The sequence below is a fragment of the Nonlabens agnitus genome, from assembly GCF_002994045.1.
Lineage (GTDB): Bacteria > Bacteroidota > Bacteroidia > Flavobacteriales > Flavobacteriaceae > Nonlabens > Nonlabens agnitus.
In genome coordinates this window covers 2,146,598-2,158,664 of record NZ_MQUC01000003.1, presented here as the reverse complement: position 1 = coordinate 2,158,664, position 12,067 = coordinate 2,146,598, and the positions used below count along the sequence as shown (strand labels likewise).

Annotated in this window: 10 protein-coding genes; 9 read left to right on the top strand and 1 reads right to left on the bottom strand. The window is 42.9% G+C overall.

The genetic code is table 11. The features are described 5' to 3' along the window. Positions 1 to 25 precede the first annotated feature (25 nt). From BST86_RS09935 to BST86_RS14910, 5 genes are all read left to right on the top strand, one after another. Positions 26 to 1,480: a SusD/RagB family nutrient-binding outer membrane lipoprotein gene (locus BST86_RS09935; protein ID WP_105983998.1), complete on the top strand. Its 1,455-nt coding sequence runs from the start codon at positions 26 to 28 to the stop codon at positions 1,478 to 1,480. A 200-nt stretch (positions 1,481 to 1,680) separates the two neighbouring features. Further along, the gene (locus BST86_RS09930; RefSeq protein WP_105983120.1) at positions 1,681 to 3,030 is read left to right on the top strand and encodes a sodium:solute symporter family transporter; all 1,350 of its coding nucleotides are present in this window, start codon (positions 1,681 to 1,683) and stop codon (positions 3,028 to 3,030) included. Continuing rightward, entirely contained in the window at positions 3,012 to 3,857 is an 846-nt protein-coding gene (locus BST86_RS09925) for a metallophosphoesterase family protein (protein WP_105983119.1), read from the top strand. Before BST86_RS09930 ends, BST86_RS09925 begins: the two co-directional genes overlap by 19 nt. Continuing rightward, positions 3,835 to 4,365, top strand: coding sequence for a rhodanese-like domain-containing protein (locus BST86_RS09920; RefSeq protein WP_242446508.1), 531 nt, complete (start codon positions 3,835 to 3,837; stop codon positions 4,363 to 4,365). Before BST86_RS09925 ends, BST86_RS09920 begins: the two co-directional genes overlap by 23 nt. Positions 4,366 to 4,369: 4 nt before the next feature. Beyond that, a complete protein-coding gene (locus tag BST86_RS14910; RefSeq protein ID WP_156339967.1) occupies positions 4,370 to 4,540 on the top strand; it encodes a hypothetical protein in 171 nt (56 codons plus the stop codon). A 73-nt stretch (positions 4,541 to 4,613) separates the two neighbouring features. Here the strand turns inward: BST86_RS14910 and metK are convergent, their stop codons facing one another. After that, on the bottom strand, positions 4,614 to 5,870 hold the full coding sequence (gene metK / locus BST86_RS09915) for a methionine adenosyltransferase (RefSeq protein ID WP_105983117.1): 1,257 nt from the start codon (positions 5,868 to 5,870) through the stop codon (positions 4,614 to 4,616). Positions 5,871 to 6,497: 627 nt separating this feature from the next. Here metK and ilvD point away from each other — a divergent pair. From ilvD to ilvC, 4 genes are all read left to right on the top strand, one after another. Continuing rightward, a complete protein-coding gene (gene ilvD / locus BST86_RS09910) occupies positions 6,498 to 8,174 on the top strand; it encodes a dihydroxy-acid dehydratase (protein WP_105983116.1) in 1,677 nt (558 codons plus the stop codon). A 10-nt stretch (positions 8,175 to 8,184) separates the two neighbouring features. Continuing rightward, entirely contained in the window at positions 8,185 to 9,918 is a 1,734-nt protein-coding gene (gene ilvB, locus BST86_RS09905) for a biosynthetic-type acetolactate synthase large subunit (protein ID WP_105983115.1), read from the top strand. Positions 9,919 to 10,061: 143 nt separating this feature from the next. Next, the gene (gene ilvN, locus BST86_RS09900) at positions 10,062 to 10,592 is read left to right on the top strand and encodes an acetolactate synthase small subunit (protein WP_055411064.1); all 531 of its coding nucleotides are present in this window, start codon (positions 10,062 to 10,064) and stop codon (positions 10,590 to 10,592) included. A 10-nt stretch (positions 10,593 to 10,602) separates the two neighbouring features. After that, entirely contained in the window at positions 10,603 to 12,066 is a 1,464-nt protein-coding gene (gene ilvC, locus BST86_RS09895; protein ID WP_105983114.1) for a ketol-acid reductoisomerase, read from the top strand. Position 12,067: the final 1 nt, after the last annotated feature.

Sequence of the window (12,067 nt, the reverse complement as noted above, 5' to 3'; positions counted from 1 at the left end):
CTCAACCCATAATACATCCATGAAGATGAAACATATAAAACATTACAGCCTTATGATGGTGGCTTTTCTAGGTCTTGCCATTGTGTCCTGTACCAACGATTTTGAAGAATTAAATACAAATCCTAACGCTCCAGTAAGCGTACAGCCCAGCTTGCTGTTGAGACAGGTGATCTACGACTACGGCGAGCAAATGTCCTATGAAGGTTTTGTGGCTGGTGGTTTGTTAAGCCAGCACTTGACTGCACTGGATTTTAATCTCTTTGACCGCCATGCGTTGAAAAGTCCACAACTAGGTGGTGATCCATGGCCTATTTTTTATAGGAATTTGAGAGACAATGAAATCATTATCGAGCAGTCGCAAACCACGCCTGCCTTTGCGGTTTATGAAGGTCCAGCCTTGATTTTCAAAGCATACATGACCGCTGGCTTGACAGATATTTTTGGAGACGTGCCTTATACGGAAGCTTTTAAAGGACTGGACGGCACGGTGCAACCGGCTTATGATCTACAGGAAGATATCTATCTCCAGGAAAACGGAATTCTGGATAATCTAGATAAAGGTATTGCAGCCATTCAAGCTTACAACGGTTCGATTGCATTAGAAGGTGATGTGCTTTTTAATGGCGATCTGGATGCTTGGGTGCGATTTGCCAATAGTTTGAAGATAAAGGCACTGGTGCGTATCTCTTCAAAAGAGAATGTGAACGCAAGGTTACAAGCTGTTTATGCGGCACAGAATTACATTAGTTCCAACGATCAAAATGCAGTATTCAATTTTACCGATGGTGAGCCTAACAACTTTCGTATGGCGCGATTGAGAGCTGGTGACTTCAATAACTTTGTGATGAGCGAAACCATGGAAGAGGTTCTGGAAGGTTTGAATGATGATCGTATCAATGTGCTTTTTAGACCGCGAGCCAATAATGGCAACGGTGATGATTTTGAAGGATTGATCAACGGTATCGATGCCTCTTCTACCTCAGTAAGTCTTGCAGATTATTCTCTTGCAGGCACCATCTTTAGAGAAAATACGGGAATGCTGGATGCCAATTACATGACGGCATGGGAAACTAACTTTCTTTTAGCCGAAGCTGCTCAAAAGGGACTCATCACGGCACCAGCACAAGAATTGTACGAAACTGGAGTGGCACAAGCCTATGAATATTGGAATACGCCTTTACCAGCAGACTACCTCGCCACAACAGGTGCGTATGCGGCTAATGGCAACGATCCCATTGAGCAAATCATCACCCAAAAATGGATTGCCAATATGATCAATGGCTATGAAGGCTGGATTGAATACAGAAGAACAGGTTTTCCTGCATTGAAAAATGTTTCTGCCAGCTTGAATAACGGTTTAATTCCGGTAAGAATGCCTTATCCTGCAGAGGAAGCTGCCTTGAATGCTGATAATTATAGCACCGCTGCCACTGCAACAAATGACAACAGTATTAACGTACCAGTCTGGTGGGACGAGTAAGATGTAACGTCCCAAATTTTTGATTGAAGATTTTAAAAATTGGAAGCAAGCTGCTTCGAGCGACAGTCGAGAAGGAGCGGATAAACTTTTACAAATATTAGACTGAACAGTAATTGAAGATTTTAACACGCTAATTGTTCTCGACTGCGCTCGAACTGACATTTTACTAACTACTAACTACTAACTACTAACTACTAAACTTGGAATTCCTCACTCAAACATCAACATTACAATGGCTGCTTATTATAGGCAGTAGTGTGGTGTTTTTCATATTGGCACCTTACGCCAAAGATGTGGCGACCTTTTTTAAGGCACAGCATCGCGGTAAAGAACCCAATATGTTGATGTTGACGGGTAGTTTAATTATCTCTTGGATTTTTGCAAAGAGTATTACCAATGCGGCTAATCTTGGATTGGAATTTGGTCTGGTTGGCGGTGTGGCTTATGCAGGCTATTATTTGTCTTTTGCGGTAGCTGGACTTATTATTTATCAGCTGCGTACGGTTGGTGGTTATACCAGCATACATCATTTTCTGACTGATAAATATGGGCGCAGAGCTGTTGGTTTGTTTTCCATATTGATCAGTTTTAGGTTGTTTAATGAAGTGTGGTCCAACACGATGGTGATAGGAACCTACTTCGGTGATATGGGCAGCACGCCATACTATACAGCGATCATTGTTTTTACATTGCTAACGCTGGCCTATACCTTAAAAGGTGGTTTGAGTAGTTCCATATTTACAGACGTGATACAGATGGTACTATTTTCGGTGCTACTTATGATCATTCTCGGAGTCATTTTTGCCGAGCCGTCTGCTGATGTAGGCGAAATGATGACCAGCGGTACCTGGTCCATGGAAATGGGGTTGAACTTGTTTTTTGCGGCTGGACTGCAAAGCTTTAGCTATCCATTTCATGATCCCGTTTTGACAGATCGCGGATTTATCACCAGTCCACGCATCACAAGAAAAAGTTTCTTGTGGGCAGCTTTATTAGGCGGTTTGTGTATTGTTCTTTTTAGTTTAGTTGGTGTCTATGCACAACAAGCAGGATTACAGGGTCAAGCGGCTGTTGAGGTGGCTAAAAAGTTGGGAGTCGTTCTGTTGCTCATCATCAATTTTATCATGATCACCAGCGCTGCAAGTACGCTGGACAGCACGTTCTCCAGTTTTTCTAAGCTGTTAACGCTTGATTTAGGATTGGGTACTACCGTAAGTTTTGGACGACTCATGATGATTTTAGTAGCATTGTTGGGAACTATTCCTGTATTTCTGGACGCCGAAATCCTGAGCGCTACAACCATAAGCGGAACCATGGTGATAGGATTGACACCAGTCTTTCTTTTATGGAAGATGAAAGTGCCACAGATCAGTTATTTTTTGTCCGTAATTTGCGGCCTTATTTTCGGACTATTATTAGTATTTGAATGGTTCCCAGAATCACTCATCTACACAACAGGAAAATATGCATCCCTTTTATGGATCAACATTTATGGAGTTCTTCTTAGTTTCATCTTATTCTTATTGCCCACATGGATAAGAAGATCATAGAGTTAGGTCAAAAGACCGGCAGGATGCTACTATTCGGTGGCGTTTATAGCAATTTACAAGCGCTCGAAAGTTTGATGGAATTGGCACAAAGTCAAGGTATCACGGCAGAGAACTGCATCTGTACCGGCGACATCATAGGTTACTGCGGGCAGCCACAGGAAACCTTGGAGCAATTTCAAAAATGGGGCGCTCATAGCATTCTGGGTAATGTAGAGATCCAGTTGCGCGACGATCAGGAAGATTGCGGTTGCGATTTTACCACAGGCTCTAGATGCGATGGATTTAGTGAGATATGGTTCGCTTTCGCGAAAGCGAATCTTCACACCAGCTCAAAAAACTATTTCAAATCCTTGTCAGACCACATAACATTTAACTACGCGGGCAAACAGATAGCGTTGGTTCATGGAAGTTATGATCACGTGTCCCAATTCGTTTTCAAGTCCACAGACTGGACGCAAAAACAGACAAGTTTTGATGGATTAAAAGCGGATGTGATCATCGCAGGCCATTGTGGCTTGCCATTTGCAGATGATTATCAGGAAAAGCTATGGCTCAACGCTGGAGTGATAGGTATGCCGGCAAATGATGGCTCTGCGCAGACCTGGGCAATGATCATTGATGACAGCAATGGTTTTGAATTTGAGCATGTTCAGCTTTCTTATGATTATCAAACGGCCATGCAACAGATGCAAAAAAATGAGCTACCTATGGAATATGCCGCTACACTCGCTACAGGAATTTGGGACAATATGGAAATTCTTCCACCTGCCGAAAAGCAACTGCAGGGCAAAAAAATAGTATTGAATGAAATCACACAGCACTTTTAAAATGACGACTAAGAAACAGATTCTGGTAGCTGTGATGTTTTTTATGGGTGTGGCCATAGGCGCGGCGCAGTCCATCGATGAGGTTCTCAAGAAATACAATACCCAAAGCGTTCCCTACATAAGCGTACAAGAGCTCAAGATGAACTATCAAGATTATATCATATTGGATACTCGAAAACTCGAGGAATTTGAAGTAAGTCATTTGCCCAATGCCATCTGGGCTGGTGAATCGTTGAAGGATTGGAAAGGGTTGGCAAACACGGCAAATAAAAACAAACCTGTCGTGGTTTATTGCACAGTAGGTGTGCGCAGCGAGAATTACGGTGAAAAACTACAGGAAGCTGGATTTAGCGATGTCAAAAACCTTTACGGAAGTATATTTGCCTGGAAGGATGCCGGTTATGAAGTAGTAGATCAACAGGGCAAACCGACTGAGAATGTTCATACGTATTCAAAGGCATGGGCAAAATATTTGAAAACGGGAAACAAGTTAACTGGTAAGAACTAACACTATGGAAATCCCCAAATGGTTCTGGAAGATTTTATTCTACACTAGTTGTGTGGGAAGTGGCTACGTTCTTTTCCTTATGGCTACTGGAGATAGAGATCGTGGTTATATATGGTATCTCTTTTTGTTTTTGATGGCCTTGTGGTTTGCGATGCGACAGATGCGCAAATCATAATTTCATCATCAAATTGGAATCAATAAAAAACCCCAAGCCTTGGCTTGGGGTTTTTATTTTGGTCGACCATCAATTACAAGCCGAATGCTTCTTTTACCTTGTCGACAAAGTCAAGCTTCTCCCAAGTAAATAGCTCTACCTCTTTTGTGATTTTACCATTGTATGGGGATTCAAAAACTTTAGTCACCGTTTTGGGCTCGCGTCCCATGTGTCCGTAAGCTGCGGTATCTCTATAAATAGGATTGCGTAGTTTCAATCGGGATTCAATAGATGCAGGTCGCATGTCAAAGATGCTGGCTACTTTTTTTGCAATCTCTCCATCTGTCATATCTACAGTTGCGGTTCCGTAAGTATCCACGTGAATGGAAGTAGGTTCAACCACGCCTATCGCATATGAAACCTGAACTAACACCTCTGTGGCAAGTCCTGCTGCAACAAGGTTTTTGGCCACGTGTCTCGCAGCATAGGCTGCACTGCGGTCTACTTTTGATGGATCTTTACCAGAGAAGGCACCACCACCATGCGCTCCTTTGCCACCATAGGTATCCACGATGATTTTGCGACCGGTTAGTCCGGTATCACCATGAGGTCCGCCTATTACAAATTTACCGGTTGGATTGATATGGTAGGTAATATCGTCATTAAATAGTTTTTGCGCATAGGCAGGAAGCTGTTCCTGAACTCTAGGAATAAGAATCTCTACAAGATCCTTTTTGATCTTGGCAAGCATTTTATCATCATCTGCGTCAAATGGATCGTGTTGCGTAGAAATCACGATCGCGTCAATGCGTTGCGGGACGTTATCATCGCTGTATTCAATGGTGACCTGTGATTTTGCATCAGGTCTTAGATAGGTAATGTCCTTATTTTCACGACGTAGCTTTGCCAGCTCGATCAAGATTTTGTGTGAGATGTCCAACGCCAGCGGCATGTAATTCTCTGTCTCGTTAGTCGCATAGCCGAACATCATACCTTGATCACCGGCACCCTGTTCCTCTTTACTCTCACGATCGACACCTTGATTGATGTCTTGTGACTGCTCATGTATCAAAGAAATGACGCCACAGGAATCACCAGAGAATTGATATTCACCTTTAGTATATCCTATTTCATTGATGATCTCACGGGCGATGGTCTGAACATCCAGATAGGTATCAGATTTCACCTCGCCTGCAAGTACGACTTGTCCCGTGGTAACTAGAGTTTCACATGCTACTTTGGATTCAGGATCAAAAGCGAGAAAGTGATCCAGTAAGGCATCACTAATCTGGTCTGCAACTTTATCTGGGTGACCTTCACTCACAGATTCTGATGTAAATAAATAAGGCATATAAGTATTACGCTTTCGCGAAAGCGAACTCACTATAAGTTCTCTAACGTTTGATTAATAAATATAAAGGAAGGTAGACTGTGCGGGAAATACTTCTGGTTTAGCATTTGTGTCTTACTGAAATAAGACGAGGTTGCAATCAGTCAAATCAATCCTCTTTCAAGAGTCAAATATACATATTAGCAGTTGGCCACCATGGAACTCATCATACTTTTTATGACAGGTTTATGTAATATTCATTAAGGTAGTTCAATTGCAGTAGGTTGTTCCTGAGTGAAAATCTGGACTCCTAATTTTTAACAGCGAAATATTGTCATCACTTCTACACTATGAAGCCATCCAGTAGCAATAACGTCATTTCTATTATTATTCAAACCTAAACGAGTTGGGAATGGCTATTTTATATATAAAATAGTTTGAAATGAAATGATTGAACATCATACATTGAAATGGTATAAGTGTCTGTAAAACAATGATATAATTAAACATTGCCTAGTTTGAACGAACTTGAACCGTATGACACTAGATATCTAGAGAAAACGCATTCAATAACTTTGATCAATACAGTATGCAAACACTACCCATGAATACATCAAGAAGTATCAAGACTTCGTTTAAACCAAGCGTATGTCTTTAAACAAATACAGTAAAACCGTAACACAGGATCCAACGCAGCCGGCTGCACAAGCCATGTTGCATGCCATAGGTCTATCTAAGGAAGATTTGCAAAAACCTTTTGTCGGGATTGCCAGTACAGGTTATGAGGGAAATCCCTGTAACATGCACTTAAATGACTTGGCAAAACTGGTAAAGCAAGGAACCTTGGAAAAAAACCTTGTTGGTTTAATATTCAATACCATTGGTGTTAGCGACGGTATTTCTATGGGAACACCTGGAATGCGTTACTCATTACCTTCCAGAGATATCATCGCAGATTCCATGGAGACAGTCGTACAGGCCATGAGCTATGATGGACTTGTAACCGTGGTGGGTTGTGATAAAAATATGCCAGGAGCATTGATGGCGATGATAAGATTGGATCGTCCCAGCATTTTGGTGTACGGCGGTACCATAGATTCTGGTTGCCACAATGGCCAGAAGCTGGATGTAGTATCTGCTTTTGAAGCTTGGGGCAGCAAGGTTGCTGGTACCATGCAAGAAGAAGAATATCAAAGTATTGTGAAGAAAGCTTGTCCTGGCGCTGGTGCCTGCGGTGGCATGTACACGGCAAATACCATGGCCAGTTCTATAGAGGCACTTGGGATGGCCTTGCCTTACAATTCATCCAACCCTGCATTGAGCAAGGATAAACAACAAGAATCCATTGACGCAGGAAAAGCAATGCTCAACTTGTTGGAAAAGGACATCAAGCCATCTGATATCATAACTCGCAAATCATTAGAGAATGCGGTAAGATTGGTAACTATTTTAGGTGGATCTACTAATGCCGTACTTCACTTTCTTGCGATTGCCAGAGCGGCACAAATTGATTTTACACTTAAGGATTTCCAAAATATTAGTGACAACACACCATTCTTAGCAGATTTAAAACCTAGCGGGAAATACTTGATGGAAGACATCCACCGCATAGGTGGTATTCCAGCCGTCATGAAGTATTTGTTGAGTAAGGGATTGATCCATGGCGACTGTATGACCGTAACTGGAAAAACAGTTGCAGAGAATTTGAGAGATGTGCCAGATCTAACAGCAGATCAAGATGTGATCAAAACGGTAGAAGAACCCATCAAGGTTTCCGGTCACTTGAGGATGTTGTACGGCAATCTGGCAAGCGATGGTAGCGTTGCAAAAATCACTGGAAAAGAAGGGTTGCAATTCACAGGTAAGGCCAAAGTTTTTGATGGCGAGTATGCCGCAAACGACGGCATTCGTGATGGCCAGGTAAATAAAGGCGATGTTGTCGTTATAAGATATGAAGGTCCTAAAGGAGGTCCGGGAATGCCAGAAATGCTTAAACCTACAGCGGCCATTATGGGTGCGGGTTTAGGTAAGGAAGTAGCCTTGATAACTGATGGTCGATTCTCTGGCGGTACGCATGGCTTTGTGGTGGGACACATCACTCCAGAAGCTCAGGAAGGTGGCACCATCGCCCTCGTAAAAGATGGAGATACCATTACCATAGATGCCGTTTCCAATTCCATTATTCTGGAAGTATCAGATGAAGAATTGGAACAAAGAAAAAAACAATGGAAACAGCCACCACTCAAGTTTTCAAGAGGTGTGCTCTATAAATATGCACGAACAGTTTCAAATGCCTCAAAAGGCTGTGTGACTGACGAATTTTAAATAGCTGATTATGAAAGAACAAACAGCAACTCAAACCGCGCCCAGCGCCACCACGACAGAAAGAATGTCTGGGGCAGAAGCTATTATCAAATGCTTCCTTGCCGAAGGTGTGGATACCGTTTTCGGCTATCCTGGTGGTGCCATCATGCCGCTCTACGACAAGTTCTACGGCTATCAAGATCAGCTTAAGCATATTTTGACACGTCATGAGCAAGGTGCCACACACGCCGCACAAGGCTATGCACGTATTTCCAATAAAGTAGGCGTTGCCATTGCAACCTCTGGACCAGGAGCTACTAATCTTATCACTGGACTGGCAGACGCCATGATCGATTCCACACCATTGATTTGCGTCACGGGTCAGGTAGGGTCACACCTGCTGGGAACCGACGCGTTTCAGGAAACTGATATTGTTGGTATTTCCACACCAGTTACTAAGTGGAACACACAAATCACCAAGGCGGCAGATATCCCAACCGTTTTTGCCAAAGCCTTTTATATCGCACAAAGTGGCCGTCCAGGTCCAGTCTTGATTGATATTACTAAAGACGCACAGTTTGAAGAGTTTGATTTCGCTTACGCGAAATGTAATTCAATCAGAAGCTACGTACCTGTTCCAGAAACCACGCAAGGATCTATTGAAGCTGCTGCAAAAGCCATTAACGAAGCCAAAAAACCACTGATCGTTTGGGGTCAAGGCGTTGTGTTGGGCGAGGCAGAAGAAGAATTACTAGCAGTTATCGAAAAAGGTGGTATTCCAGCAGCCTGGACCATATTGGGAGCGAGTGCCGTTCCAACCTCACATGAACTCAACGTGGGAATGGTAGGAATGCATGGCAATTATGCACCTAACCTATTGACCAATGAGTGCGATGTGCTTATCGCCATCGGTATGCGATTTGACGACCGTGTGACCGGCGACTTATCGCGATATGCAAAACAAGCCAAAATCATTCATTTTGAAATTGATCCAGCTGAGGTCAGTAAAAATGTCCACGCAGATATTCCTGTTTTAGGTGATTCCAAAAAGACACTGGCCGCACTGTTACCTCTATTGGAAGAAAAAACCTATCCAGAATGGCGCCAGCAATTTGCTGATTTGTATCAAGTAGAGCTGGATAAAGTCATAAACGACGACATGAACCCAAAAACCGAAGGGTTGACCATGGCAGAGGTGATCCAGCAGATCAATAAAAAGTCTGCGAGTAAAGCAGCCATTGTTACTGATGTAGGACAGCATCAAATGGTGGCATGTCGTTATGCCGACTTCAAACAGACGCGCAGTAACATTACATCTGGAGGTTTGGGAACCATGGGCTTTGCCCTGCCAGCAGCCATAGGTGCAAAAATGGCCGCGCCAGATCGTCAAGTGGTGGCCGTGATAGGCGATGGTGGATACCAAATGACCATTCAAGAACTGGGAACTATTTTCCAGACTAAGGTGCCGGTCAAGATCGTCGTACTCAACAATGAATACCTGGGCATGGTGCGTCAATGGCAGCAGCTGTTTTTTGACAAGCGCTATGCCAGTACAGAAATGATCAATCCAGATTTTATCAAGATTGCAGAAGGTTATAACATCAAGGCAAAACTCGTGACAGACCGCAAGGATCTCGCTAGTGCCGTTGAAGAAATGATGAAATGTGACGAGGCCTATTTCCTTGAAGTACGAGTAGAAAAAGAAGGGAATGTTTTCCCTATGATTCCTACTGGTGCTGCGGTTTCAGAGATTCGATTGGAGTAAGAGAAGCTTGAACACATCAAGGATGAACAGCAAAGAAGGAAAGCTGGACGATATATCGCTTTCGCGAAAGCGAACCCATCAAAATGCACGAGTAAAAGAGAGTCAGTAAGGTCGTCTCGTCACGCCTTGAAAACATTAATTGTATGGAAAACAAAGAACAACTATATACCGTATCCATTTATACCGAGAATAATATTGGGTTGTTGAATCGCATATCTGCCATATTTCAACGTCGCCATATTAATATTGAAAGTATAAATACCAGTGCTTCAGAGATTGAGGATGTTTCTAGATGGACGATTCTAGTCAAGATGACTGAGGTCCAGATCAAAAAGATCATAGGCCAGATTGAGAAACAGGTAGAAGTCATCAAGGCATTTTATCATACTGAGGATGAGACCATCTATCAGGAATCCTGTCTTTTTAAAATCAAATCAGACCTTCTTTTTGAAGAGCGTCAAATACAAAATATCATCAAGGACAGCAACGCACGCATCGTGACGGTGAATAAAGAATATTTTGTGTTGGAGAAATCTGGCAGGCGCAGCGAGGTCGATCTATTATATCGAGAATTGAGTGCTTTTGGCATTCTTCAATTCAACCGTTCTGGACGCATTGCCGTCACTAAAGATGCCATGGAAATAACTAAAATGCTAGCCGCATTAAACTCATAAAAACCAAACAATGTCAAATTACTTTAACACCTTATCGCTTTCGCAAAAACTGGAACAACTCTCCAAATGCCGCTTCATGGAGCAGGCAGAATTTGAAAATGGTGTCGATGCCCTTAAAGGAAAAAAAATAACCATCGTAGGTTGCGGTGCTCAAGGATTGAATCAAGGTTTGAACATGCGTGATTCTGGTCTTGATATTTCTTACGCACTTAGAAAAGAAGCTATAGAACAACAAAGACAATCCTATAAAAACGCTACAGAAAACGGCTTTACCGTTGGGACCTATGAAGAACTGATACCACAATCAGACCTCGTACTCAATCTAACGCCAGACAAGCAGCACAGTGCTGTGGTAAAAGCGGTAATGCCGCACATGAAAAATGGTGCCACGCTTTCCTACTCGCACGGTTTCAACATCGTGGAAGAAGGCCAAAAAATCAGGGAAGATATTACCGTGATCATGGTAGCACCTAAATGTCCAGGATCTGAGGTTAGAGAAGAATATAAGAGAGGTTTTGGGGTTCCTACCTTGATTGCCGTACATCCAGAAAATGATCCAGAAAACAAAGGTTGGGATCAAGCCAAAGCTTACGCGATCGCCACTGGTGGTCATAAAGCTGGTGTATTGGAATCTTCTTTTGTGGCAGAGGTGAAGAGCGACCTGATGGGCGAGCAAACCATTTTATGTGGTGTGTTGCAAACGGCCTCTATTTTATTGTACGATAAAATGGTCGCACAGGGAACGCCAGAAGGCTATGCATCAAACTTGATCCAGTACGGCTGGGAACGTATTACAGAGGCACTCAAACATGGTGGTATTACCAACATGATGGATAGGCTGGACAATGTTTCAAAGATTAAGGCCTATGAGCTTTCTGAAGAATTGAAAGACATCATGAGACCTCTATTTGTCAAGCATCAAGACGATATCATGTCGGGTCATTTTTCACAAACCATGATGGAAGACTGGGCAAATGATGATAAGAACCTCTTGAAATGGCGCGCCGAAACTGAAAACACCGCATTTGAGAAATCCACAGCGACGGGCGATATCAAGGAGCAGGAATATTTTGATAACGGTGTTGCTATGGTAGCCTTTATAAAAGCTGGTGTAGAACTTGCGTTTGAGACGATGGTTGCCTCTGGGATCGTTGAGGAAAGCGCTTACTATGAGTCTTTGCACGAGTTGCCATTGATCGCAAACACGGTAGCTAGAAAGAAGCTGTTTGAGATGAACCGCATCATTTCTGACACGGCAGAATATGGCTGCTACTTGTTTGACCATGCTGCAAAACCTTTATTGTCTGATTATGTCAATGGACTGGATAAAGCTCTTATAGGTAACGCTTTCGCGAAAGCGGAACGCATCGACAATCACAAACTCATAGCCATAAACAAAGCCATTAGAAACCATCCTATTGAAAGCGTAGGCGCAAAGTTGCGCGACTCCATGACCGCTATGAAATCCATCTAAG

Bases quoted from the DNA above. Each gene is read 5' to 3' on its own strand.
- ilvD (WP_105983116.1), top strand. From the start codon at position 6,498: ATGTCTTTAAACAAATACAGTAAAACCGTAACACAGGATCCAACGCAG.
- ilvN (WP_055411064.1), top strand. From the start codon at position 10,062: ATGGAAAACAAAGAACAACTATATACCGTATCCATTTATACCGAGAAT.
- BST86_RS09920 (WP_242446508.1), top strand. From the start codon at position 3,835: ATGAAATCACACAGCACTTTTAAAATGACGACTAAGAAACAGATTCTG.
- BST86_RS09925 (WP_105983119.1), top strand. From the start codon at position 3,012: ATGGATAAGAAGATCATAGAGTTAGGTCAAAAGACCGGCAGGATGCTA.
- BST86_RS09935 (WP_105983998.1), top strand. From the start codon at position 26: ATGAAACATATAAAACATTACAGCCTTATGATGGTGGCTTTTCTAGGT.
- metK (WP_105983117.1), bottom strand. From the start codon at position 5,870: ATGCCTTATTTATTTACATCAGAATCTGTGAGTGAAGGTCACCCAGAT.
- ilvC (WP_105983114.1), top strand. From the start codon at position 10,603: ATGTCAAATTACTTTAACACCTTATCGCTTTCGCAAAAACTGGAACAA.
- BST86_RS14910 (WP_156339967.1), top strand. From the start codon at position 4,370: ATGGAAATCCCCAAATGGTTCTGGAAGATTTTATTCTACACTAGTTGT.
- ilvB (WP_105983115.1), top strand. From the start codon at position 8,185: ATGAAAGAACAAACAGCAACTCAAACCGCGCCCAGCGCCACCACGACA.